This window comes from Alkalilimnicola ehrlichii MLHE-1, assembly GCF_000014785.1.
Taxonomy (GTDB): domain Bacteria; phylum Pseudomonadota; class Gammaproteobacteria; order Nitrococcales; family Halorhodospiraceae; genus Alkalilimnicola; species Alkalilimnicola ehrlichii.
This window is the reverse complement of record NC_008340.1, coordinates 1,564,974-1,588,859: the sequence shown is the minus strand read 5'-3', so window position 1 is coordinate 1,588,859 and position 23,886 is coordinate 1,564,974. Positions and strand designations below refer to the sequence as shown.

18 protein-coding genes and 1 pseudogene are annotated in these 23,886 nt (G+C 66.7%); 14 read left to right on the top strand and 5 right to left on the bottom strand.

Annotation, left to right across the window (positions count from 1 at the left end):
- Positions 1–953 precede the first annotated feature (953 nt).
- The 8 genes and pseudogenes from MLG_RS07085 (at position 954) to MLG_RS14805 (ending at position 8,444) form a co-directional block, all read left to right on the top strand.
- Positions 954–1,556: a Spy/CpxP family protein refolding chaperone gene (locus MLG_RS07085; protein ID WP_011629130.1), complete on the top strand. Its 603-nt coding sequence runs from the start codon at positions 954–956 to the stop codon at positions 1,554–1,556.
- Complete coding sequence (locus MLG_RS07080) at positions 1,537–2,025, top strand: hypothetical protein (RefSeq protein ID WP_011629129.1); 489 nt, start codon at positions 1,537–1,539, stop codon at positions 2,023–2,025. The genes MLG_RS07085 and MLG_RS07080 overlap by 20 nt, the downstream gene beginning before the upstream one ends.
- Before the next feature lie 14 nt (positions 2,026–2,039).
- The gene (locus MLG_RS07075; protein ID WP_232209295.1) at positions 2,040–2,372 is read left to right on the top strand and encodes an SHOCT domain-containing protein; all 333 of its coding nucleotides are present in this window, start codon (positions 2,040–2,042) and stop codon (positions 2,370–2,372) included.
- A 58-nt stretch (positions 2,373–2,430) separates the two neighbouring features.
- Positions 2,431–4,686, top strand: a pseudogene (locus tag MLG_RS07070) (heavy metal translocating P-type ATPase); the annotation flags it as partial.
- A 181-nt stretch (positions 4,687–4,867) separates the two neighbouring features.
- Positions 4,868–5,335: a YcgN family cysteine cluster protein gene (locus MLG_RS07065; protein WP_011629126.1), complete on the top strand. Its 468-nt coding sequence runs from the start codon at positions 4,868–4,870 to the stop codon at positions 5,333–5,335.
- Positions 5,332–7,218, top strand: coding sequence for a 1-deoxy-D-xylulose-5-phosphate synthase (gene dxs / locus MLG_RS07060; protein WP_011629125.1), 1,887 nt, complete (start codon positions 5,332–5,334; stop codon positions 7,216–7,218). Before MLG_RS07065 ends, dxs begins: the two co-directional genes overlap by 4 nt.
- A 25-nt stretch (positions 7,219–7,243) precedes the next feature.
- Positions 7,244–7,858, top strand: coding sequence for a trimeric intracellular cation channel family protein (locus tag MLG_RS07055; RefSeq protein ID WP_011629124.1), 615 nt, complete (start codon positions 7,244–7,246; stop codon positions 7,856–7,858).
- 19 nt (positions 7,859–7,877) lie between these two features.
- Positions 7,878–8,444: an acyloxyacyl hydrolase gene (locus MLG_RS14805; protein WP_011629123.1), complete on the top strand. Its 567-nt coding sequence runs from the start codon at positions 7,878–7,880 to the stop codon at positions 8,442–8,444.
- Between the two features lie 41 nt (positions 8,445–8,485).
- Here the strand turns inward: MLG_RS14805 and MLG_RS07045 are convergent, their stop codons facing one another.
- The 3 genes from MLG_RS07045 to MLG_RS07035 form a co-directional block, all read right to left on the bottom strand.
- Positions 8,486–10,471, bottom strand: coding sequence for a transglycosylase SLT domain-containing protein (locus tag MLG_RS07045; RefSeq protein ID WP_011629122.1), 1,986 nt, complete (start codon positions 10,469–10,471; stop codon positions 8,486–8,488).
- Between the two features lie 67 nt (positions 10,472–10,538).
- Positions 10,539–11,960, bottom strand: a complete 1,422-nt coding sequence (locus tag MLG_RS07040) for a sigma-54-dependent transcriptional regulator (RefSeq protein ID WP_011629121.1) — start codon at positions 11,958–11,960, stop codon at positions 10,539–10,541.
- Positions 11,957–13,456, bottom strand: coding sequence for a sensor histidine kinase (locus MLG_RS07035; RefSeq protein ID WP_011629120.1), 1,500 nt, complete (start codon positions 13,454–13,456; stop codon positions 11,957–11,959). The genes MLG_RS07040 and MLG_RS07035 overlap by 4 nt, the downstream gene beginning before the upstream one ends.
- 213 nt (positions 13,457–13,669) lie before the next feature.
- Between MLG_RS07035 and MLG_RS14800 the strand changes: the two genes are divergently transcribed.
- The 5 genes from MLG_RS14800 (at position 13,670) to MLG_RS07010 (ending at position 19,903) form a co-directional block, all read left to right on the top strand.
- The gene (locus MLG_RS14800; RefSeq protein WP_011629119.1) at positions 13,670–14,176 is read left to right on the top strand and encodes a DUF4168 domain-containing protein; all 507 of its coding nucleotides are present in this window, start codon (positions 13,670–13,672) and stop codon (positions 14,174–14,176) included.
- Positions 14,177–14,312: 136 nt separating this feature from the next.
- Positions 14,313–14,843 (top strand): bifunctional 3-hydroxydecanoyl-ACP dehydratase/trans-2-decenoyl-ACP isomerase, encoded by a 531-nt coding sequence (gene fabA / locus MLG_RS07025; RefSeq protein ID WP_011629118.1) that lies wholly within the window; start codon positions 14,313–14,315, stop codon positions 14,841–14,843.
- Positions 14,844–14,897: 54 nt separating this feature from the next.
- Entirely contained in the window at positions 14,898–16,115 is a 1,218-nt protein-coding gene (gene fabB, locus MLG_RS07020; protein ID WP_011629117.1) for a beta-ketoacyl-ACP synthase I, read from the top strand.
- Between the two features lie 216 nt (positions 16,116–16,331).
- Complete coding sequence (hemN, locus tag MLG_RS07015; RefSeq protein ID WP_041718404.1) at positions 16,332–17,723, top strand: oxygen-independent coproporphyrinogen III oxidase; 1,392 nt, start codon at positions 16,332–16,334, stop codon at positions 17,721–17,723.
- 134 nt (positions 17,724–17,857) lie between these two features.
- Positions 17,858–19,903, top strand: a complete 2,046-nt coding sequence (locus tag MLG_RS07010; RefSeq protein WP_232209294.1) for a BCCT family transporter — start codon at positions 17,858–17,860, stop codon at positions 19,901–19,903.
- Between the two features lie 7 nt (positions 19,904–19,910).
- Here the strand turns inward: MLG_RS07010 and MLG_RS07005 are convergent, their stop codons facing one another.
- Positions 19,911–21,707 (bottom strand): ABC transporter transmembrane domain-containing protein, encoded by a 1,797-nt coding sequence (locus tag MLG_RS07005; RefSeq protein ID WP_011629114.1) that lies wholly within the window; start codon positions 21,705–21,707, stop codon positions 19,911–19,913.
- Positions 21,708–21,716: 9 nt separating this feature from the next.
- Positions 21,717–22,595: a GGDEF domain-containing protein gene (locus MLG_RS07000; RefSeq protein ID WP_049753535.1), complete on the bottom strand. Its 879-nt coding sequence runs from the start codon at positions 22,593–22,595 to the stop codon at positions 21,717–21,719.
- 147 nt (positions 22,596–22,742) lie between these two features.
- On the opposite strand from MLG_RS07000, the gene MLG_RS06995 reads away from it, so the two are divergent.
- Positions 22,743–23,870, top strand: a complete 1,128-nt coding sequence (locus MLG_RS06995; RefSeq protein WP_041717956.1) for a site-2 protease family protein — start codon at positions 22,743–22,745, stop codon at positions 23,868–23,870.
- The last annotated feature ends 16 nt before the right edge of the window (positions 23,871–23,886 follow it).

Below are 23,886 nucleotides of genomic sequence, written 5' to 3'. Positions count from 1 at the left end.
GGTGGCACAGAAGACACAGTCACCCGCCTGGCCGTTCGGTGCTGCCTGCCCACAGCCGTCGTCCGCCGCACTGGATGCCATAGGCACGGCATCGGCATACGCGGTATCGGCCCCGCCATGGTCATGGTGTGCTGCGCCCCAGGCATGGTGCAGGGGTAGCAGCAGAAACGCCACGGCGAGCAGCGGAACAAGAATGTGGGCAAAGGTGGATCGAGCCATGATCGGGAGTCTTACACGGCACAGCCGGCGAAAACTTGATTGAGATCAAAACAACAAGCAGCACCCCCAGGAAAGGCGCAGGGAGGGGGTGACCATGGTGCCCACCCGGCGGGCCACCAAGTGCTTGCCCCGTTTCGCTGCTATGGTAGGTGTAGGGCCGACGGATATCCATCATGCAAGTGCAGCAACCCACTGAAACGGTCGCGGGAGGAGCGCCAGCCAGGCCCTTCGGGCGGCTGGTGTTGCTGATCCTGCTGGCCTTGCTGCCGATGGGCCTGGCTTTGGCATGCCCTGAGCCAGCCCCCTTCGTTGCCCCCGAAACGGCCGAACACGACCCGAGCGTGCGTGCCCACGGTCCTTTCGAGATACCGCTCTGCCATCATGAAGGGCCGCTTGCGAAGGGACCGGCCCTGCTAGGTGACCCACGTGAAGCGGCGTCGGTGGAACCCGCCGATAATGGCGTTGCCATCCCGCGGCTGGGCCCGGCACATGCCCGCTTGCCAGACCCTGGTGCAAAACGCCACGGGTCGCCTGCCACCTCCGCACTACCCGCTGTCCCGGTCTATCTATTGACCCAGCGCCTACGCGTCTGATTTTCCCGCATTCCGGCCAGTGCGTACCTGTTGCTGTCAGCACTCCCCGGCCGCCGACAGTATTGCCACTCAACCAGGACGTAACGACGCCCTTCGGCGTCCACACCACCCGTTGAAGCGCACGCTTCAGGAGAGCTCAAAATGACGATGAATCGCGGTTACAAGGCAGCACTCGGTCTGGTCCTGCTCGTTGGGGCAGGCGTTGTCGGCATCGCCGGCGCTCAGGGCATGCAAGGCATGATGGGCGGCGGCCACGGCGCTCAAGGCATACAGGGCGGTGGCATGGGCATGATGCAGGACTGCCCGATGATGGGCGGCGCGTCCGGCGGCATGCAGGGCACGATGAGTCGCGGTATGCATGGCGGTGGCCAGGGTGGTATGGGCATGCACGGCGGTGTGGGCATGATGCGCGGGTTGGATCTGGATGAAGACCAGCAAGCTCAACTGCGCGAGCGCCGCAGCGAGCACCGTCACAAGCAGTTCCGCCGCATGGCCGAGATGATGGACCTGCGCGAAGAGATGCAGGCCCTCCTGGGTGCAGAGCGCCCTGACCCCGATGCCGTCCGTGAACTGCACGACCGCATGGCGGACCTCCACGGCGACATGATGGTCGACCGCATCCGCCTGCGGAACGACATGCAGGACATACTCACCGACGAGCAGCGAGAGCGGATGCGTGAAGGCATGGGCGAACGGCGGGGCGACATGTACCGCCACGGAGGCCATGGTGGGAGGCAACACTAAGGACCACCGGCTGAACGCCACTGGCCTGGCGGACCGCATCACGCGGCAGCCGGAGTTGAATGTGCTGCTGTTCGCCTTTCTGCTGAACTACCCATGGGAGTTTCTGCAGGTTCCATTTTTCCAATCGATGGCGGAGGCGAATCACTGGGATGCGATCCTCTTCTGCACGCGAGCGACTGGCGGCGACGCGCTGATCGCGTTGTCCAGCTTCTGGCTGGTCGCAGCAGTATGGCGCAACCGCTGGTGGGTTTGCCGCCCGGCAGCACGACAACTCACTGTGTTCATCGCTGCGGGGCTGCTCGTTACCTTTGTATTGGAATGGCACGCCACGGAGATCGCACAGCGGTGGGCTTATGCTGACCACATGCCTGTGTTGCCGATACTGGGGACCGGAGTCCTGCCGGTGATGCAATGGATCCTGCTCCCGCCGCTGATTGTATGGCTGGTCCGCCGGCAAATTGCTCACTGACAGGAGGAAGTGGGATGAAACACCGCATGATCGCACTCATCGCATTTCTGGCGACCGCGCCGATGGCATCCCCCGCGCTCGCTCAACGATTCGTGGACCACCCTGGCTTCTGGCATCCCGCATCGGGCTGGGGTCACATGCTGTTCGGCGGTCTGATGATGATCATCTTCTGGGGTGGGGTTATCGCCCTAATCGTGCTGCTGATCCGCTGGCTGGGCGGCCCTGGCGACTCGCGGTCGGACAAGCCGCAGGCGTCTGATGCCCCGGACATCCTCAAGCAACGTTACGCGCGCGGCGAGATCGACAGAGAGGAGTACCTGCAGCGAAAGCAGGATCTGGGGGAATGAGCGCGGTCTACCCGAACACCGTTGAACAGGCGATTACACCATGGATAACAGCGAGCTTCGAGTGACGGTCCCCGGCATGGGCAGCGACCACTGCGCAGGAATCATTGCCACGTCCCTGCGGAAGCTCGACGGGGTGGTGGACGTCACCACCAACATCGCCGCGCACCGTGTGCAGGTCCGCTACGAGACCGACAAGCTGGACAGCAGCCGCATCCGCCGGGCAGTAGAGGACGCCGGCTACGACGTCGCCTCGGTCAGCGAGGAGGGCAGCAGCGATGCCGCGGACGATGCGGAAATCGAGGAAGCCTACCTGAGCCAGGCATGGAAGCGACTGTGGATTGCCGCCGTACCCACCACCCTCATCATGACTCTGATGATGCCCCACATGTTCTGGCAACCCATCCCGGGGTATCTCGTCCTCATCGCGGTGCTGGCTTTCCCCGTGGTTTTTCTGGCCGGCGGGGCGGCCACCCACCGCTCGGCGTGGCGGTCGCTGAAGTCCGGGCAACTGAACATGGACGTGCTCATCTCCATGGGCAGTCTGCCGCCCTACTTCATCGGTCTGGTGGGGTTTGTCTACCCGATGACCTCGTTCATCGAGATGGCGGCCACGATCATGGCCTTCCACATGCTGGGGCGCTATCTGGAGTACCGCGCCAAGGGGCAGGCCTCCTCGGCCATACGGAAGTTGCTGGACATGGGCGCGAAGACCGCCCGCGTGGAGCGCGATGGCGAGGAAGTGGAGGTGCCGGTCAAGCAGCTCAATGCGGGCGATGTGATGATTGTGCGCCCTGGCGAGAAAGTACCCACAGACGGTGTGGTGCTCGAGGGTGAGAGCACCGTGGACGAGTCCATTGCCACCGGCGAATCCGTGCCGGTGGAGAAGGCGGCCGGGGCCACCGTGCTCGGTGCCACCATCAACCAGCAGGGGTTGCTCAAGGTGCGTGCCACCCGGGTGGGCAAGGACACCTTCCTGGCGCAAGTCATCCGGCTCGTGGAAGAGGCCCAGGGCTCGCGGGTACCGGTGCAGGAACTGGCCGACCGCATCACCGCCCGCTTCGTGCCGGCAGTGCTGGTGATCGCGGGGGGCGCGTTCATCGCCTGGCTGTTTTTCAGCGGCCCGCTCTCCCCCATTCTCGTCTGGGGCGAGGGCTTCCTGCCCTGGGTGGATTCGGGCCAACCGCCGATCATCCTGGCCATGCTCGCCGCCATTGCGGTGCTGGTCATCGCCTGCCCCTGCGCCCTGGGCTTGGCGACCCCCACGGCGCTGATGGTGGGCTCGGGGATGGGGGCCGAAAGGGGGGTGTTGATCCGCTCCGGCTCGGCGATCCAGAGCCTCAAGGACATCAAGGCCATTGTCTTGGACAAGACCGGCACCATCACCAAAGGCGAGCCGGCCCTGACCGATGCCCTGCCGGCGCAGGGGTTCACTGAGAAACAGGTGCTCGTTGCGGCGGCGGCCGTGGAAGCGGGCTCCGCCCACCCGCTGGCGGACGCAATCGTCCAGGGCGCGAAGGCGCGCGGGCTGTCCATTGGCAGCGCTACCGGCTTCAATTCCCACACCGCCCGCGGTGTGGAGGCGCAGCTTGACGGCGAGCGGGTGCTGGTCGGCAGCCGCCGCCTGCTCACCGAGCACGGCGTGGCGATCAGCGCGTTAGAGGAGCCGCTCACCGCACTCGAGGGCGCGGGCAAGACCGCAATGCTGGTGGCCATCGGCGATCGGCCGGCCGGCGTCGTGGCGGTGGCCGACACCATCAAGGACGACTCAGCCGCAGCGATTGAGGCCCTGCATGGGCTCGGCATTGTCTGCGTCATGGTCACCGGCGACAACGAGCGCACGGCCCAAGCGGTCGCCGAGCAGGTGGGGCTGGACGAGGTGCAGGCCGGTGTGCTGCCCGAGGGCAAGGTGGATGCCATCCGGCAACTCCAGGCACGCTACGGCGAACACGTGGCCATGGTGGGCGACGGCATCAACGACGCCCCGGCGCTCAAGCAGGCCAACGTGGGCATCGCCATCGGCGCCGGGGCGGATGTCGCCATCGAAGCGGCCGACGTTACGCTGGTCAGCGGCGAACTCACCAAGGTGGTCGAGGCCGTGGAACTCTCCCGGCTGACCTTCCGCAAGATCGTGCAGAACCTATTCTGGGCCTGGGGTTACAACCTCGCCGCCATCCCTATCGCCGCCATCGGCCTGCTCCACCCGATGATCGGCGTCATTGCCATGACGGCGAGTTCACTCTCGGTGATCGGTAACTCGGTGCTGCTCAAGCGGAGCAGACCCGCGGGAAAATCGGCTGCAGGATCTCGGGCCTGACCCCCACCTCAAGCGCCTTGCGGAGGTTCCGTTCGCTTGTACGAACCGGGTGCTGTCCCAAGACTGACACCCGCGTTAGAGTTCTGTAATCTGCCCGAAACCCGGCGCCGGGCCGCAAGATGACGCCCGCGTACCCGCCACGCTGGCCTGAAGGGGGCCGGCCTTTGTATGATGGCCCGCTATGACTGGAGCCGAGCGCCCGTTCTGGGAGCATCTCCCTTTGGAGGAAATGAGCCAGGCACAGTGGGAAGCGCTGTGCGATGGCTGCGGGCGTTGCTGCCTGCACAGTTTCGAGGACGAGGACACCGGGGCAGTCATCGCCACCCCCGTGGCCTGTAAGCTGCTGGACACCCAAAGCTGCCGCTGTACCCGTTACCCGGATCGTCGACAGTTCGTTCCGGACTGCACCCAGCTGACGCCGGAGGGGGCGCGAAGCTGGAAATGGTTGCCAGAGACCTGTGCGTACCGGCGCCTGGCCGAGGGGCGGGGCCTGGCCGACTGGCATCCGCTGGTCTCCGGCGATCCGGAGAGCGTCCACCGCGCGGGGATTTCCGTGCGTGGCCGGGTGGTCTCCGAACAGGACCCGCGGGCCGCCCGGCAGATCCACCAGGTATTCGCCCGACTACACCCGGGAAATAACGACAAATGAGCGTTTCCATAGACGACTACCCGCTGCTGGCCCAGGTACCCGACCCTGAGGCCCTGCGCACCCTGCCGGCCCACCGCCTGCCGGCGCTGGCCAAAGAGTTGCGCCACTACCTGCTGCACAGCGTGGCCCGTAGCGGCGGGCACTTGGCGGCCGGACTCGGTGCCGTGGAGCTGACCCTGGCCCTGCACTACGTCTTCAATACCCCCGAGGACCGTCTGGTCTGGGATGTGGGCCACCAGTGCTACCCGCACAAGATCCTCACCGGGCGCCGCGAGCGCCTGGGCACCATCCGCAAATACGGCGGCCTGGCGGGTTTCCCCAAGCGCGCCGAGAGCCCCTACGACACCTTCGGGGTCGGCCACTCCAGCACCTCGATCAGCGCCGCCCTGGGCATGGCGCTGGCCGCGCGGCAGGCCGGGGAGCAGCGCAAGGCGGTGGCCATCATCGGTGACGGCGGGATGACCGCCGGCGAGGCCTTCGAGGCGATGAACCACGCCGGCGATGCGGGCGCGGACCTGCTAGTGGTGCTCAACGACAACGAGATGTCCATTTCCGAGAACGTGGGCGCCCTCTCCCAGCACCTGACTCGGATCCTGTCGGGCCGCTGGTACCACCAGTTGCGCTCCGGCAGTAAGGAGGTGCTGCGCCGCCTGCCGCCGCCGGTCCATGAACTGGCCCGGCGCACCGAGGAGCACCTCAAAGGGATGGTGGTCCCCGGCACGCTGTTCGAGGAGTTAGGGTTTCAGTATTTCGGGCCGGTGGACGGCCACAACGTGGACGCCCTGGTGGAGGTGCTCGGCAACCTGGCCCATCAACGGGGGCCGCGCCTGTTGCATGTGGTCACCTGCAAGGGCAAGGGTTACCGGCCGGCGGAGCAGGACCCCATCGCCTACCACGGGGTCGGGCAGTTCGATCCCGAGCAGGGGCTGCCGAAGAAATCCGGGGGCTCGCTGGCCTACAACCAGGTCTTCGGACGTTGGCTCTGCGCCATGGCGGAACAGGACCCGCGGCTGGTGGCCATCACCCCCGCCATGCGCGAGGGCTCCGGCATGGTCGAGTACGCCCGGCGCTTTCCCGAGCGCTACCACGACGTGGGCATCGCCGAGCAGCACGCGGTCACGCTGGCGGCAGGCCTGGCCTGCGAGTCGGTGAAACCGGTGTTGGCGATCTACTCCACCTTCCTGCAGCGGGGTTACGACCAGTTGGTCCACGACGTGGCCCTGCAGAACCTGCCGGTGCTGTTCGCGGTGGACCGGGCCGGCCTGGTGGGCGCCGACGGCCCCACCCACCACGGCAGCTTCGACCTCTCTTACCTGCGCTGCGTGCCCAATATGACCATTGCCGCCCCCTCCGACGAGGCGGAGTGCTGGCGGTTGCTGAGCACCGGCTACCACCACGACGGTCCCTTCGCGGTGCGCTACCCCCGCGGGTCCGGCCCCGGCGCGGCACTCCCGGAAGCGGACCTGGACCCGCTGGCCATTGGCAAGGGTGTTTGTCGTCGCCGCGGGCGGCGGATCGCGGTGCTGGCCTTCGGCACCCTCGTGGTACCGGCATTGGCGGTGGCCGAGGCCCTGGACCTCACCGTGGCCGATATGCGCTTCGTACGGCCCCTTGACGAGGCCCTGATCCGTGAGCTGGCGGACACCCACGACCTGCTGGTGACCGTGGAGGAGAACGCGGTGGCGGGTGGTGCCGGCAGCGGGGTGAGCGAGTACCTGGCCCGGGCCGGTCTGGACGTCCCGGTGCGCCACCTCGGCCTGCCGGACCGTTTCGTTGACCACGGCACTCCGGCGGAACTGCTCGCCGAGGTGGGCCTGGACGAGGCCGGCCTTCAGCGCAGTCTACAGGGGTGGCTCGACACCCTCCCGGGCGCGTCACGCTGACGCCCGCGCAACCGGGAGCATCCTGATGGACGTTGGCTACATCTATTGGCTGGACCTGTTCGGCACGGCCGTGTTTGCCATCTCCGGCGCCTTGGCGGCGGGTCGCAAGAACCTGGACCTGTTCGGGGTCATCGTCCTCGGACTGGTCACCGCCGTGGGCGGCGGCACCCTACGTGACGCCACCCTGGGTGCCACCCCGGTGTTCTGGGTGGTCGACCCGGTCTACATCATCGTCGCCAGCACCGCCGCGCTGATCACCGTGGTCTTGGCACGGCTGGAGCGGATCCCCCATGGGCTGTTGGTGAAGGCCGATGCCCTGGGTCTGGCCACGTTCACCGTGATCGGCGCCGAAAAGGCCCTCAGCCTCGGCTTCTCACCGGTGATCGCCCTGGTCACCGGGGTGATGACCGGCTGTTTCGGCGGCATGATCCGCGACCTGCTGTGCGGCGAGATACCGCTGATCCTGCAAAAGGAGATCTATGCCACCGCCGCACTGTTTGGCGCCGGGGTCTATGTCGGGGTGGGGCTGACGCCCGCGCCAACCGCCCTGGCCATCTGGTCCGGCCTGCTCGCGGCCCTGCTGCTGCGCCTGGCGGCCATCCGCTGGCACCTGCAACTGCCGGTGTTCACCCACCAATAAGACGATACCGCACCAGCCTATGAGAGCGATTCACACGCGCTACAGGGCGCCGTTTCGGGGCACCGTCGCCGCCGGCCTGCTGGCCGCGGCCCTGATCTTTGTCAGCGGAGACGCCACCGCCCAGACGGCCGATCCCGGGGAACTGGGTGTGCGCGCGGGTGGCGGGCTTGGGGGGGCATCCGGCGCCCGCTATTTCGGCCTGCACTGGCGACCCTGGCAACGGTCGTTGATGGAGACGGCCTCCGGGTGGACCGTTCTGGCTTACGGCGGGGTGCAGTTGGCCAGGGTCAGTTACCAGGGCGACCGCCTTTACAAGCTCAGTGCCGGACCCGGCCTCTGGATCGGCCACCGGGACCTGCCGCTGGCCCTGGGGCTGGGCACTGCACCCACGCTGATCTCCGGGCGCCGGCTCGGCTCGCGGGCCCTCGGCGGCCCCTTCCAGTTCACCTCCCACTTGGCACTGAGGTGGCAGGCCAGCCCCGGCTTCAGTCTCACCTACCGTCTCCAGCACACCTCCAACGCCGGTCTACATAGCGACAACGACGGCTTTGACATCCAGATGCTAGAGGCGGCCTACGCCTACTGAGCCGGTGCCGGCGATCCCCGCAACGATCAGGCGCTCGGTCCTCACCCTTCGTCGTCGAGTTCCGCAAACAGCGCCCCACCACGCATCATGCTGGCAACCCGTACCGGCTCCCGGCCCAGTTGCCAGGAGAAGATACTGGTCCAGGCCAGCACATCCTTGACGTAGCCGCGGGTCTCCCGGAAGGTGATCCGCTCCACCCAGACATCGGGACTGGCGTCCGGTGCAGCCTCGAACCAGCGGTCCACGTGGCGCGGACCGGCGTTGTAAGCCGCCGCCGCCAGCACCGGGTTGCCGTCATAACGCGCCAGCATCTCTGCCAGATAGGCGGTACCCACCCTCAGGCTCACCTCCGGGTCGAGCAGGCTATAGGTGGACGGCAAGGCCCGCCCCTGGCGCCGGGATACGGCGCGCCCGGTGGCCGGCATCACCTGCATCAGGCCCAGGGCGCCGGCGTGCGACCGGGCATCCTGCATGAAGGCGCTCTCCTTGCGGATGATGGCGAAGACAAAGGCGGGGTCGAGGCCGGCCTCGCGCGCGTGGTACTCGACCCGATCCCGGAACGGGGTGGGGAAACGCAGGTCGACCGCATCGTGCAGCCCGGCCTGGTGGGCGGTGAAAATGGCCCGGTCGTGCCACCCCCAGCGGTGGGCCAGCTCGGCAGCCGCCTCCTGCTCCGGGGGCGGGAGCCGGGTCAGCGCCTCGCGCCACTCCCGGCGCGCCTCCGGCCACATACCCAGCCGGAAGAACTCGTGGGCACGCTTCAGGCCCGGGTGGTCGGCCAGCGCCTCAATGGCCGCCAGGCTGGCCGCCGGCTGCCTCGTGCCCCGGCGCGGTAGGGGGTAGTCGTGCAGGCCGTGGTCAGCGGCGAGAAAACCGTAATAGCTGCGACGTTCGGCAAGTTCAGCGAGGGCCTGTTGGCCTTCCTGCAGCCGTCCCAGGGCGAGGTCCGCCCGCGCATCCCAGTAGCGCCACGTGTCCCGCGCCCCTTCCTCGGCGGGGAGATCGGCGATCGCCCGTTGCAGGCCCCGCCAATCCTCCCGGCCCAAGGCCACCCGCGCCCGCCAGAGGCGGACCTCATCGTCGACGGCGGCCGCTGGCAAGCGATCCAGGTAGTCGGCAGCGGAGTCCCGGTGGCCGTAGGCGGCGCGCAGCGCGATATGCCGGGCCAGCTCATGCACCCGCTCCTGGCTCAGGGGGCCCTCCTCCGCCACCTGCTGCAGCGCCGCCCAACCCTCGTCGGGGTCACGGATCCCCAGGCGGGTCAGGGCATGGGCGAGGATGGTCCGGCCGCGTTCGCCGCCCGATGGGATCGTCGGGTCGTCGAGCAGCCGTTCCGGCTGCTCGTGAAGCCGCGCCCAGGCGTCGAACAGGGCCCGCTCATCGCCCGACAATAGCCGTCGGGCGATGAAGCGGGCGAGCCCGAGCTCGCCATTCTCCATGGCTTTGTCGATCCGCGCCCAGGCGTCGTCCGAGCGCAGCACGCCCCGCTCGTAGAGGCGGTCAAAGACCGGGTCACAGGTATCGGGCTGGGAATGGCCCACGGTCCATAATGCCCGGGCCTCGTCCAGCCAATGGGTGTCCAGGCCGATGGTTCGGGCCTGGGCCTCGAGATAGTGGCATTCGAGGGCGGTATCGGTCTGGCCGGGGTCGTAGGCGGCAATAAAGCCCTGCCAGTCACCGGCGTCGGCACGCTGATGGAGCCAGGCCCGGCGCAGGAAGCCGTTGACCGGGAGATCGTAACGGTCCAGGTACGCCTGTACCTCCGCCGCCCGGGCGTTGTCGAGCCGATTACGCAAATCGCGGTAATGCAGGTAGGGTACCAGCGGGTAGTCACCCAGCCGGGATGTCACCGCCGCCAGGTCCACCTCCCGGCCGCTGACCAAACGCTTCCAGGCCTCCTGGAAGCGTTCGCGCTGCTCCCTATACTCCGCCTCGTCGTCCGCGGCAGCCGGCGCCGGCCCCGCGATGACGGCGCCTATCGCCAGCAACAGACTGCACAGTAGCCCTTTATACCAGGTGGCGGCCATTCCCTCTCCCCGATGAGCCAGCGCCTTACGCCGAGCATACACCCGGTGCGAAACACTGCAAACGGCTTTAATCCCCGGTCTCCAGCCGCCGGTACAGGGTGCGGCGACCGATGTCCAGGATGGCCGCGGCACGCCGTTTATTGCCATCCACCTGCGCCAGGACGTAGTCGATGTACCGGCGCTCCAACTCCTGCAGCGTGGGCAGGACCGGTCCTCCTGAAACCAGTTGCTGCAGGATGTGCTCCCCGGTGACGCCCGGCGCGCCATCACCCTCGCCGGTCCGCACGCCGGCGGGCCCCGCCGCCCGCATCCGGGCGGGCAGGTGCTCGGTGCGGATTTCACTGCCGTCGCAGAAGGTGACGGCACGCTCCACGGCGTTTTCCAGCTCCCGGATGTTGCCCGGATAATCGTAGGCGCGCAGTCGCTGGAGCGCCTCGCCGCTGAAACCGGTGATCTCCTCGCGCCCCAAACGGGCAGCGAAGCGGCTGAGAAAGCGCATGGCCAACAACTCCGCATCGCCTTCACGGTCGCGCAACGGGGGCACTTGAAGGGTAAAGGTCTCCAGGCGGTAAAAGAGGTCCTCGCGGAAGCTGCCCTCCGCCACCCGCTCCTCGATATCCCGGTGGGTGGCGCAGACCACCCGCACGTCCACCGCATAGTCCCTTTGCCCCCCAACCGGCCGGATCACCCCATCCTGCAGCACCCGGAGGAGCTTGGCCTGCAACGCCAGGGGCATCTCGCCGATCTCATCCAGGAACAGGGTGCCGCCGTCCGCCTGTCGGAACAGCCCCTTGTGTGCCCGCTGGGCACCGGTGAAGGCACCGGCCTCGTGGCCGAAGAACTCGCTCTCGAGCAACTCCGAGGGGATACCCGCACAGTTTACGGCCTGGAAGGGGGCGGCTGCGCGCTCGCTCTCCTGATGGATCGCCCGCGCGACCAATTCCTTGCCGGAGCCGCTCTCGCCCAGGATGAGCACCGGTCCCGTGCCCCGGGCCAGCCGCTTGATCTGGTCACAGAGCACCCGCATTGCGCGACTGTTCCCAACCATGCCGTGGAACTCCGGCTCATCCAGAAGCTTCCGGAAGCGCTGCACTTCGCCCCGTAGCCGCCGGGTGTCCAGGAGTCGGTTGACACAGAGCATCAGGTGCTCCAGGTCGAGGGGTTTGGTGAGAAACTCGTCGGCCCCCGCCTTTAGCGCCTCCACCGCCTGGTCGATGCTGCCAAACGCGGTAATGATCAGGAACGCCGGCGGCACGTGCAGCTCGCGTGCCTGAGCCAGCAGTGCCATGCCATCCGCACCGGGCAGGCGCAGGTCGCTGACCACCAGATCCGGTTCCCAAGCAAGCAGCAGGGGTGCGGCCTGCTCAGCGGCGGCGACCGCCTGCACCTGCGCCCCGCTGTCTTCGAACTCCTCGTGCAGCAGATCCCGAAGCCCCTGGTCATCCTCGACTAACAGGATCCTCTGGGAGGCAATATCCGTTCGACTCATGATGACCCTTCATCCTTCTGTTGCTCATCTGCCGCTGGCAGGGACAGACGGAAACAGGCCCCTCCCAGCTCACTGTCGGGGAGCAGCCTCACGTCGCCACCGTGCTCCTGTGCAATACCATGGACCACCGCCAAACCCAGCCCCGTCCCCTCGCCAACCGGCTTGGTGGTGAAAAAAGGCTCGAACAGCCGCGCCCGATCCCCCTCGGGTACGCCCGGCCCGTCGTCCTCGACCCACAGGGCCACCCGGTCTCCGACCCGCCCCCAACGGATGCGCACGCAGCCCCCATTGGCCGCGTGAATCGCGTTCTGAACCAAGTTGGTCAGGGCCTGCTCCAGGCGCATCGGGTGCCCGCGGACCATCAACCCGTCCTCGGCCGGCGGGACCCAATCGATGCGGGCCCCGCGCGCCCGATCCGACTCCATCTGGGTGTGCGCGACGCGTTGGACCAGATCGCGCACGGTCAGCATCCGCCACTCGCCGTTCGATGGCCGGCCAAAGTCCAGGAGCTGCTGCACGATTTGACTCATGCGATCCACTTCGCTGCGAATGCGGCGGAAGGCCTTGGACGCTGGCGGCGATAGATCAGGATCCCGCAAACCGCGCTGGCTCTGACCGTCGATCACACTCAGGGGCGTGCCCAGCTCGTGGGCCACACCGGCTGATAACCGCCCCAGCGCTGCCAGCCGCTTCGAGCTTGCCAGCGCCCGCTCAAGCTCCGCCTCCCGCCGTTGCCGCTCCAGCAATTCCTGTTCGGCTCTTTGGATGCTGTCGAGCATTTGATTGTAAGCCCCGGAGAGTTGGCGCAGTTCCCGGGGGCCCTGCTCCCGGGCCCGGTGGCCTCGATTGCCGGCCTCCACTTGCGCCATGCTGTGGCTGAGCTGCGCCATATGGCGCCCTATGGCGGTACGGTGCCCCACGAGCACCAGGGCGCCGATGATCAGGGTGGTCAGTAGTGCGGCCAGACCGGCCTGGCGCTGGATGCCACTGACGTAATCGGCAAAGTCGCTCTGCCGCCGCGTGACCTGCAGCAGCCCGCTGATTCGGCCGCCGGTATCCACCAGGGGGATGAAGTAGGAGTAAACCTGGCGGCCCTCAATCAACTCGTACTCCCCGGTATCCCGCCCCTCCTCGGCCAGGGCCTGAAGCCGATTGCGTTCGGCCGCTGAGGGCTTCACGGCGCCGACCGCCGCCACCTGCTCACCTCGTCGGTCATAGACGTAGGCCCCATAGACACGGCCGATGGTGAAGACCGATTCCAGCGCCTGGCGCACGGCTTCCTCCTCCTCCCGCTCGAGGCTATGACTCACCGGCAGCCGTATTGCCCGTGCGATCAGCTGGACGTCCTCCTCCAAGCGTTCCTCCAGGCTCGACTCCAATGCCTTCATGCCCACCCAGGTGGCAGCCGCCAGCAGGAGCGCCAGGGGCACCAGAACCTGGAGGATGAGCGCCAGTCGCAAGCTGTAGGCCCGTCTGACGAACCGGGTCAGCGTCATGGGTGCTGTCCTTTCTGACACATGTGCCTATACGACACACCCTCCCCGTTCTGGGTTCCTAGCCGCCAGGGCGGCGCCCCGACGAGACCCTGAAAACGCGTCCCTTTATGTTCAGTCACTTACCCTCCCGTTCCGTTTTCATCACCTGGTTGGCAGGAAGCTTGCAAAACTCAGGCCGAATTCATTGTCAATCGCAAGCCTCAGGAGGCCCACATGACGATTCGTAAGCTCGCACCGACGTTGACCCTCTTCTCCTCCCTGCTGCTCGCCTCCGGCATGGCCATCGGCCAAACCGGCATGCAGGACGATCCCCAAGGCATGGACCGGCAGCAAGGGATGGAGCAGCAGCAACAGCAACAGGGCGGGATGGATCAGCAGCGCCAGGGCGGCATGGATCAGCAGCAGCAAGGCGGCATGCAGGAGCAGCCTGGCATGGGCGCAGGTGCCCCCCAGCACGACTTCGATGACCAGAGCCTGGAACAGTTCGCCGATGCCTACATCGACATTACGGAGATCCAGGAGGACTACACGCAACGCCTGGAGGGCACCGAGGACCCAGACCAGGCCCGGGACCTGCAACAGCAGGCCAACGATGAGATGGTCGAAGCGATCGAGAACCGCGGCCTGAGCGTACCGGAGTATTCCGAGATCGCCACCGCGCTCGACACCGACCCGGAGCTGCGGGATGAACTGGCGGCCATGATCCAGGAACGCCGCTGATAACCACCCGCCGCCGAGCGGCCAGCCGTGTTCCCCCCTCAGGGGGGGACACGGTTTTTTTGTACGTGTAGTATGGCTTTCTTGCCCGATGACGTACGATATGCACCCAGCCGCCACATGACCACAGGTAGGGAGAATGACGAGGCAAGAAAGCTATAATTTCGATGAACTGCTGTTGAGTGGCCACGGGAGGCTTTTTGGCCCCGGCAACCCACAGCTGCCCGCCCCGCAGATGCTGATGTTTCATCGCATCACCCAAATGAGTGAGGAAGGCGGGGCGTATGATAAGGGGCAAGTGATCGCGGAGTTGGACCTCGACCCGGATCTCTGGTTCTTCCGCTGCCACTTCCCCGGCGATCCCGTCATGCCCGGATGCCTGGGTCTGGATGCCCTCTGGCAACTGGTGGGCTTCTACCTGGGCTGGATCGGCGGCTCCGGTAAGGGCCGGGCGCTGGGCTGCGGCGAGGTTAAGTTCTCTGGGCAGATCCTGCCCGAGCATAAAAAGGTGACTTACGAGATCGCATTTAAACGGGTGATCAACCGTCGGCTGGTGATGGGCATCGCCGATGGCTGGGTGTCCGTGGACGGCGAGCAGATCTACACGGCGAAGGACCTGAAGGTGGGGCTTTTCCAGGATCCGGGTGACCTCAGCAGAAGCCAGGGGTAACCCGCCGCCGGTTTTCGATTTCAATCACCACTGATTCAGTTCGAGGAGTCTACCGTGCGTCGAGTAGTCGTCACTGGAATGGGAGTCGTCTCCTGCATCGGCAACGACCGGGAGACGGTCACCGAGGCCCTGCGGGCCGGTCGGTCGGGCATCAAGTATAAACCCGAATATGAAGAGGTGGGCCTGCGCAGCCAGGTCGCGGGGTCCGTGGACATCGATCTTTCCGATCACATTCCGCGTAAATCCCTGCGGTTCATGGGTGATGCGGCCGCCTTTTCCTACATCGCCATGGAGCAGGCCATGCGCGACGCTGGCCTGAGCGCCGATGAGATATCAAACCCCCGGGTGGGGCTCATTGCCGGCTCCGGCGGAGCCTCCACCGCCAATGTGGTGCAGGCGGCAGAAACCCTGAAAAACCGGGGCGTGCGCAAGATCGGGCCTTATGGGGTCACCCGCACCATGGGCAGCACCGTCTCCGCCTGCCTGGCCACGCCTTTCCGGATCAAGGGCCTGAACTACTCCATCACCTCCGCCTGCGCCACCAGTGCCCATTGCATCGGCTCGGCGATGGAGCAGATCCAGCTGGGCAAGCAGGATCTGATCTTTGCCGGCGGTGGCGAGGAGGAGCACTGGTCGCTGAGCATGCTCTTCGACGGCATGGGGGCGCTGTCCACCAAGTACAACGAGACGCCGGAGAAGGCCTCGCGAACCTACGATGCCGACCGCGACGGCTTTGTGATCGCCGGCGGCGGCGGCATGCTGGTCATTGAGGCGCTGGACCACGCCCTGGCACGCGGCGCAAAGATCTATGCCGAGCTGGTCGGTTACGGCGCCACCTCCGATGGCCACGACATGGTGGCGCCCTCCGGCGAGGGGGCGGCCCGGTGCATGCGCCAAGCCCTGGAGACGGTGGAGGGGCCGGTGGATTACGTCAATGCCCACGGCACCAGCACCCCGGTGGGGGACCTGGCCGAACTCAAGGCCATGCGTGAGGTCTTCGGCGAGCAGGTGCCCCCGGTGAGTGCCACCAAGTCGCTGACCGGCCACTCGCTTGGGGCGGCCGGAGTGCAGGAGGCCATCTACTCGCTGGCGATGCTCGAGGAGGGCTTCATTGCCCCCTCCATCAACATCGAGACCATGGACCCGGAGGCCGAAGGCATGCCGATCGTTACCGAGCCGCGCGAAGGCGTTGAGCTGAACACGGTCATGTCCAACAGCTTCGGCTTCGGCGGCACCAACTCCACGTTGGTCTTCCGCCGGTACGACGGCTGAGCGCCGCCACCCCGTGGGGTGGTGGATCTTGATCGACGGCAGGTATGCCCCCTGGCATACCTGCCGACTTTCGTTTTCGGGCCGTCTCATGACCTGAATCAAGACAAGCCCATGACCGGTCGCTTATTTTGAGCCTAATTTACTAGCACTGGCCCGGCCACCGGATCGGACGTGCCCGTGCCACACATCCCCAATCTCGGCATTGTGCGATTTGTCATGGACCAAACACTGCAATTCGACCCGGCCATCCTGGCCAAGTATGACGTCAGCGGCCCCCGGTACACCTCTTACCCCACGGCTCCGCAGTTCCACGAGGGCTTCGACGACAAGGCCTATGCCGAGGTGGCCGCGCTCAGCAACGAGGATCCCATCCCGCGGCCGCTTTCGCTGTACGTGCACGTCCCCTTCTGCGACACCGTCTGCTTCTACTGTGCGTGCAACAAGATCATCACCGGTAACTACTCCCGCGCCGGTACCTACCTGGACTACCTCGAGAAAGAGGTTGCCCTGCAGAGCCAGCTGTTCGACGCCGACCGGCGGGTGGAGCAACTGCACTTCGGGGGCGGCACCCCGACCTACCTCAGTGACGAGGATCTCATCCGGGTAATGGACATGCTCTCCCGCTATTTCACCCTCGAGCGGGGGCCGCAACGGGAGTTCTCTATCGAGATCGACCCGCGGGCCGTGCGGGAGACCACGATCGAGCTGCTGGCCAAGCTGGGCTTCAACCGCATGAGCGTGGGGGTGCAGGACTTCGATCCCGCGGTGCAAAAGGCCGTGAACCGGATCCAGCCCTACGAGACCACCGCCCGGGTGATCGCAAAGGCGCGTAGCTGCGGATTCCGTTCCACCAACCTCGACCTGATTTATGGGCTGCCGCTGCAGAGCGTAGAGACCTACTCCCGGACCCTGGATCAGACCCTGGAACTGCGCCCCGAGCGCCTGGCGGTCTACAATTACGCCCATCTACCCCACCTGTTCAAAGTCCAGCGCCAGATCCGCGAGGAGCAGCTCCCGGGGCCCGACGAAAAGCTGGCCATCCTGGAGCTGACCATCCGCCGGCTAACCGAGGCCGGCTATGTCTACATCGGCATGGACCACTTCGCCCTGCCGGAGGACGAGCTCGCCCAGGCCCAGCGCGCCGGGACGCTGCACCGCAATTTCCAGGGCTACTCTACCCGTGCGGAGTGCGACTTGGTGGGCCTGGGGGTCACCTCCATTGGCAAGGTGGGCGAGAGCTACAGTCAGAACCTGCGTGATATGGAGGCCTACTACGCCCGCCTGGATGAAGGCCGGTTGCCGGTCTTCCGGGGCGTGGAGCTCAGCGCCGACGATCAACTGCGCCGCGACGTGATCACTGAGATCATGTGCCACTCCCGGGTGGACTTCCGGGAGATGGAGGAGCGTTACCAGATCCACTTCCGGGACTACTTCCGCGACGCCCTGGAACGGCTGCAGGGGATGGAGTCGGATGGTTTGGTCCGAATCGAGAGCGACCGGTTACAGGTCCTCCCCCGAGGGCGTTTGCTGCTGCGCCACGTGGCCATGGCCTTCGACGCCTACCTGAATGCCGACAACGGCAAAACCCGCTACAGTAAGGTCATATAGTGTCCTGAAGCAGGGCTGGGCGGTACGCGGGGGCTCACACAGCGTGCGCGTGACCCCGCGACGCAGCCGATCCGGCAGAGGGGATCCGCAATGGCCACCCGCCACGGGCAATGCTCGCAACGCCGGGGGCGCCGGTGAACCCGCGGGTCTTTCTGCCGGCGGCGGCCGTGGTTCTGGCCCTGGTGATGGGGGGCGCGCTCTGGACCGAGCCCTTGGGCCGGGGCTTCGAATCGTTGCACCAGATGCTGATCCAGCACTTCGGCTGGGTCTACACCACGGTGGTGGCCCTGCTGCTCGGCTTCGTGCTGGCGGTGCTACTGCATCCCCGGTTCCGGCGCCTGCGCCTGGGGCCGCCGGACTCCCGGCCTGAATACACCTACCTGTCCTGGTTCGCCATGCTCTTTTCGGCAGGCATGGGCATCGGACTGCTCTTCTACGGCGTTGCCGAACCGCTGCTGCACTACCTGGAGCCCCCCCACGGCGAGGGCGGGACGGCGGCCGCCGCCGACGAGGCGCTACGGCTGACCTTCTTTCACTGGGGCCTGCACCCCTGGGCCATTTACATCATCGTGGCCCTGGCGCTCGCCTTTTTCTCCTATCGCCACGACCTCCCCCTGTCGATGCGCGCCGCCCTCTACCCGCTGATCGGCCATAGGATCAACGGTCCGGCCGGCGATCTCATGGACAGCCTGGCGGTGGTCGGCACCGTGCTCGGCGTGGCCACCTCGCTGGGTCTGGGCGTGATGCAGGTCAACGCCGGTCTGGCTCACGTAGGGCTCATGGCGGTCTCCGTCCACAATCAGATCCTGCTGATTGTCTTTATCATGGCGATTGCCACCCTCTCCGTGCTCAGTGGCCTCAACAACGGCATCCGGATCATTTCGCGGGCCAACCTCTTTCTCGGCAGCCTGTTGCTATTGTTCGTGTTCGCCGCGGGCCCGACGGTGATGATGCTCTACGGCCTGTTGCAGGCCGTGGGCCACTACGTGCAGGGGCTGGTGGCCCTCACCCTGCGCACCGATGTGTTCCATGGCCAGGGCTGGCAGGCGAGCTGGACCCTGTTCTATTGGGCCTGGTGGATCTCCTGGTGTCCCTTCGTCGGCATGTTCATTGCGCGGGTATCCCGGGGGCGCACGGTGGGCGAGTTCATCCTCGGTACCCTACTGGTGCCCACGGGCTTTACCTTCCTCTGGATGACGGTGTTCGGCGTCTCGGCCCTGGAACAGGAAATGCGGGCCGGCGAGTTGGGCAGCATCGTTCAGGCCGATGTCGCCCAGGCCCTGTTCGCCATGCTCGAGGCCATGCCACTGGCCACCCTGACCGTCCCGCTGGCGACGCTGGTGATCATCGGCTATTTCGTGACCTCCGCCGACTCCGGGGCATTGGTAATGAATATCCTCTCCTCCGGGGGCAATCCGAACCCCCCGCTGCTGCTGAAACTCTTCTGGAGCCTGCTCACCGGCGCGGCGGCGGCGGTGCTGCTGCTGGCCGGCGGCCTGCAGGCCCTGCAAACGGCCACGCTCACCGCTGCCCTGCCCCTGTCCCTGGTCCTGCTCCTGATGGCCTGGGGCCTATGGACCGCGTTCCGAGCCGATGCCGCCCAGGTCGAGGAGATTGGCACCATGCCGGAGCCGGGGCTGGACCGCTTATCCCGCTACCTGCGCGAGCGCCGGGCCCGGGCGCTGCCGCCCGGCGAGGCCGCGGGCTTGCACGCCCCGGGGCGGTGGTTACAGCTCTGGCCGCGCCGGGTCCAGCATTGGCTCCTGCGCCGGGAACGGTTCAAGGACCGTCAACGGGCGGCGGAGGTCCTGGATGAGGCCGAGGAGGCGGTCCGCCGCTGTTTGGACGAGACGGTCTACCCGGCGCTCCAGGCCGTCGCAGAAGAGCTGAATCGGGAGGGGCACCCGATCCACGCCGAGCGTACGCGGGACGGGGCGCAGCTCTGTGTCACCGGCGAGCACGGTATGCACCCGATCTATGTGGCCCAGGGGCGGGTCTACCAACGTCCCCAATTCGCCTTCCCCGCCCTGCACGGCCGGCCGGAACGGCCCCGCCTTGCCACCGTGCATGTCACCAGCGATGGCTTGTCCCGGGAGTGGAGCGTGGACCATTGTGAGCGCGACACGCTCTATGCCGATGCCCTGCGCGAGTGCCGGAAATGGCTCGACTGGTGGCGCTGACTGCGCCTTACCCCACAGGCTGTGCAGCCCCTGGAGACCCTCCATCCGGGTCACTGCCGAACTGCAGGGCCGCCAGGTGCGCGTACAGCGGGCTGTCGCGCAGCAACTGACGGTGGCTGCCCTCCGCCTGGATCCGGCCGGACTGCATCACCACGATACGGTCCGCCGACTGTACCGTGGCCAGGCGGTGGGCAATCACCAGGCTGGTCCGCTCGCGCATCAGATCCTCGAGCGCCGACTGGATGCGCGCCTCGCTGTCGGCGTCCAGGTTACTGGTGGCCTCATCCAGCAGCAGTAACGCCGGGTCGCGCAGGATGGCCCGGGCAATGGCGATGCGCTGGCGCTGACCGCCGGAGAGCTGAACCCCGCCCGGTCCCAGGGGGGTATCGAACCCCTCGGGCAGTTGCTGCAGGAACTCAGTGCAATGGGCCGCCTCCGCGGCCCGGCGGACGTCAGCATCGTCCGCATCCTCCCGGCCATAGCGGATGTTCTCCCACGCCGTCCCGGTAAAGAGGGTGGGCTCCTGGGCCACCAGCCCGATCGCAGCGCGCACTGCCTTCGGATCCATCGCCTTCAGGTCCACGCCATCCAGGCACACCCGGCCCTCAATCGGGTCGTAGAAACGCAGCAGCAACGCGAACACCGTGCTTTTGCCGGCGCCGGAGGGCCCCACCAGGGCGACCCGCTCACCCGCGGCCACCCTCAGGTCCACCCGGTCCAGCACCCGCTGTTGCGGCCGCCCCGGGTAGGCGAAAGCGACACCCTCCAGGCTGATGGCACCGCGCAGCGGTTGTGGCGGCGGCACCGGCCGTGCCGGGGCGCGGATGCGCGGCTGGTTGCGCAACAGTTCCGTCAGCCGTTCCGTCGCCCCGGCGGCCCGGTAAAGCTCCCCGACCACCTCGGAGACCGCACCGGTGGCCCCGGCCGCCAACACGGCATAGAACACGAAGGCGGCCAGTTCACCGGCGCTCATACGCCCGGCGAGAACGTCGTGGCCACCCTGCCAGAGAATGATGCCCACGGCGGTGAAGGCGAGCATCATGGCCATGCCCACCAGCCAGGCCCGCTGGCGCACCCGGCGCACGGCGGTGGCGAAGGCCGCATCCACATGGCGGCGGAAACGCCTGCGGTCGGCAGCCTCATGGCCGAAGGCCTGCACCGTGCGGATGGCGTGCAGGGTCTCACCGGCATAGCTGCCCACATCGGCCACCCGGTCCTGACTCGCGCGGGAGAGCCGCCGCACCCGCCGGCCGAAGTAGAGGATGGGAATCAGGACCAGGGGGAGACTCAACAGCACGAAGGCGGTCAAGCGAGGGCTGGTGATGAAGAGCATGACCACGGCCCCCGCGAGTAGCAGGAGGTTGCGCACCGCGATCGAAAAGGACGAGCCCAGGATGGTCTGCAGCACGCTGGTGTCGGTGGTCAGGCGGGACTGAATCTCGCCCACCCCGTTCAACTCGAAAAAGGCGGGCTCCAGGTGGGTGACGTGATCAAACACGGCCGTGCGTAGGTCCGCCGCCACCCGTTCACCGATCCAGGAGACCAAGTAGTACCGCAGCGCCGAGGCCAGGGCCATGATCAGGATAACGGTCATGGCCAGCAGTAGCAGGCGATTCAGCTCCGCAGGGTCCTCGCCGAGGAAGCCCCGGTCCACCACCAACCGCAGGGCCTGGCCCAAGGTCAGCACGCTGCCGGCAGCCACCAGCAGCGCGGCCACCGCCGCCGTCACCCGGAGCCGGTAGCGGCGCAGGAAGGCCAGCAACGGCCGAAGGGCCTCCAGGCGTTTTGGCCCGGCGACTGTCAATGGCCCTCCTCACAGAACCACCACCTGGTCCCGTCCTGCCAGCTTGGCGGCATATAAGGCCTCATCAACCCGTTTGAGCAGCCCCCATACCGATTCCCCGTTCCGATAACCGGTGACGCCGAGGCTGACGGTCACCTGCCCCGGAACCGGCATCCGGCAGCCGTTGACCGCCACCCGGATCGCCTCGGCCAGGGCCCGGGCACCGGCGATGTCGGTACCGGGTAGCAGCAGCATGAACTCCTCCCCACCCCAGCGCGCCAGCGTATCCGCGGCGCGGATCTTGCCGGTCAGCTCTTCGGCAAACCGCCGCAACACCTTATCACCTTCCAGGTGGCCGTAGGTGTCATTCACCGCCTTGAAGTGGTCAATGTCAAGCATGATCAGCGCGAAGCCGCCACCATAGCGCTGGCCACGCTCGATCTCCCGCGCGAGCAGTTCCTCGAAATGGTAGCGGTTGACCAGCCCGGTCAGTGGATCGTGGTTGGCCTGATGGTGCAGCTGCGCCTCCAGCGCCTTACGCACGCTGAGATCAATCGCGGAGACCATCACCATCCGGGTACCGGCGACGTCCACCGGCACGAGCGCGATCTCCACCGGGATCACCTCACCGCTGCGGTGCAGGGCCTGCAACTCCCGGCCGGCCCCCATCGGCCGCTCCCGGGGCGCGGCCAGGTAAGTCTCCCGCAACTCACCGTGACGCTGGCGATCGCCCTCCGGTACCAGGGTTTCGATGGAGAGTCCCACCATCTCCTCGGCCCCGTAGCCGAACAGGGTGCCGGCCTTGGCATTCGCCTGCCGGATGGCACCGTCGCCGTCCACCAGCAGCACCGCGTAGGGGGAGATATCCCCCATCCAGCGCAATGTGGCCGTATCCGCGAAGCTCGGCACCCCGTCTCCTGAAGCACCCGCTTGTCCCATCGGAAATCGCATTAGTCATACCGATTTAGTCTCTCCCTTGGAGGATAGTCGGAGATTATGAGGCGGGCACAGCGGGCGGTAAGATCGGGGCATGGAGCCGAGGCCGGGAGTGTGATCATGTTCAAATCAGTGCTGGTGCTGGGGTACTACCGGGGCATCCGGCTGGAGGTGCACGTCAGCTGGCTGGTCATCTTTGCCCTGCTTCTGGTCACCATGAGTGCCGGGTTTCACCACCACTACGATCATTGGCCGCTGCCGGTAGCCATACTCACGGCGCTGTTCACGTCGCTCACCTTTTTCGCCTCCATCGTCGCCCACGAACTCGGCCACAGCCTGGTGGCCATCCGTCGTGGGGTCCCGGTCAAGGCCATCACCCTGTTCATCTTCGGCGGGGTGGCCCAGATGAGCCGCGATGCCGACAGCCCCGATGATGAGTTCTGGATCGCCATTGCCGGACCCGCGGTCAGTTTTGCCCTGGCGCTGCTTTTCGCCGCCCTGGCCCAGATCACGGCGGGGATTTTTGAGCCGCTGACCGTGGCCCTGGGCTGGTTGGCGGTGATCAACCTGGTGGTGGCCGTGTTCAACCTCATCCCCGGCTTCCCGCTGGATGGCGGACGGGTCTTCCGCGCCGCGGTCTGGAAGTTCACCGGCAGCGCGCGCAAGGGGATCGAGGCCGCCGTGGCGGGTGGCCGGCTGGTCGCCTACGGGCTGTTTGCCCTGGCCTTGTGGAACATCCTGGTGCTGGGCAACCTAATCGGGGGGTTGTGGATCACCCTGATCGCCTGGTTCCTGTTCAATATGGCCCAGGCCCAGGGGCGAATGTTCGACCTGCGCGAGCGCCTTTCCGGGGTGCGGGCCCGCGATCTGGCGCGGCCCGACATCCCCCAGGTCGAGCCCGGGACAGCCGTCAGTGACTGGGTCCATCACCAGGTGCTGCCGGGGGGGCAGCGCGCCCATATCGTTGGCAATCGCGAGCACGCCCATGGGCTGGTCTCTCTCTCCGATGCCCGGGCGGTGCCACAGGCGCAGTGGGCCACCACCCGCGTCGACGACATCATGACCCCGGCGGAGGCCCTGGTCAGTGCGACGCCGGAGACCGACGCGGCCCAGGTCCTACAACTGATCACCGAGCACAACCTCAATCAGCTCCCGGTGATGGAGGGGCGCCGCGTGTTGGGTTGGATCGACCGCCATCAACTGCTGCATACCATCGATCTGCACATGGAGCTGAGGCGGCCGGAGTGAGCGACCGCGGCGACAG

What these genes read in the sequence shown, in the direction of transcription:
- MLG_RS14805 (WP_011629123.1), top strand. Translation starts at nt 7,878, where the DNA reads ATGAGAGCGATTCACACGCGCTACAGGGCGCCGTTTCGGGGCACCGTC.
- MLG_RS07075 (WP_232209295.1), top strand. Translation starts at nt 2,040, where the DNA reads ATGAAACACCGCATGATCGCACTCATCGCATTTCTGGCGACCGCGCCG.
- MLG_RS07040 (WP_011629121.1), bottom strand. Translation starts at nt 11,960, where the DNA reads ATGAGTCGAACGGATATTGCCTCCCAGAGGATCCTGTTAGTCGAGGAT.
- MLG_RS14800 (WP_011629119.1), top strand. Translation starts at nt 13,670, where the DNA reads ATGACGATTCGTAAGCTCGCACCGACGTTGACCCTCTTCTCCTCCCTG.
- fabA (WP_011629118.1), top strand. Translation starts at nt 14,313, where the DNA reads ATGACGAGGCAAGAAAGCTATAATTTCGATGAACTGCTGTTGAGTGGC.
- dxs (WP_011629125.1), top strand. Translation starts at nt 5,332, where the DNA reads ATGAGCGTTTCCATAGACGACTACCCGCTGCTGGCCCAGGTACCCGAC.
- hemN (WP_041718404.1), top strand. Translation starts at nt 16,332, where the DNA reads ATGGACCAAACACTGCAATTCGACCCGGCCATCCTGGCCAAGTATGAC.
- MLG_RS07055 (WP_011629124.1), top strand. Translation starts at nt 7,244, where the DNA reads ATGGACGTTGGCTACATCTATTGGCTGGACCTGTTCGGCACGGCCGTG.
- MLG_RS07065 (WP_011629126.1), top strand. Translation starts at nt 4,868, where the DNA reads ATGACTGGAGCCGAGCGCCCGTTCTGGGAGCATCTCCCTTTGGAGGAA.
- MLG_RS07085 (WP_011629130.1), top strand. Translation starts at nt 954, where the DNA reads ATGACGATGAATCGCGGTTACAAGGCAGCACTCGGTCTGGTCCTGCTC.
- MLG_RS07045 (WP_011629122.1), bottom strand. Translation starts at nt 10,471, where the DNA reads ATGGCCGCCACCTGGTATAAAGGGCTACTGTGCAGTCTGTTGCTGGCG.
- MLG_RS07035 (WP_011629120.1), bottom strand. Translation starts at nt 13,456, where the DNA reads ATGACGCTGACCCGGTTCGTCAGACGGGCCTACAGCTTGCGACTGGCG.
- MLG_RS06995 (WP_041717956.1), top strand. Translation starts at nt 22,743, where the DNA reads ATGTTCAAATCAGTGCTGGTGCTGGGGTACTACCGGGGCATCCGGCTG.
- MLG_RS07080 (WP_011629129.1), top strand. Translation starts at nt 1,537, where the DNA reads ATGGTGGGAGGCAACACTAAGGACCACCGGCTGAACGCCACTGGCCTG.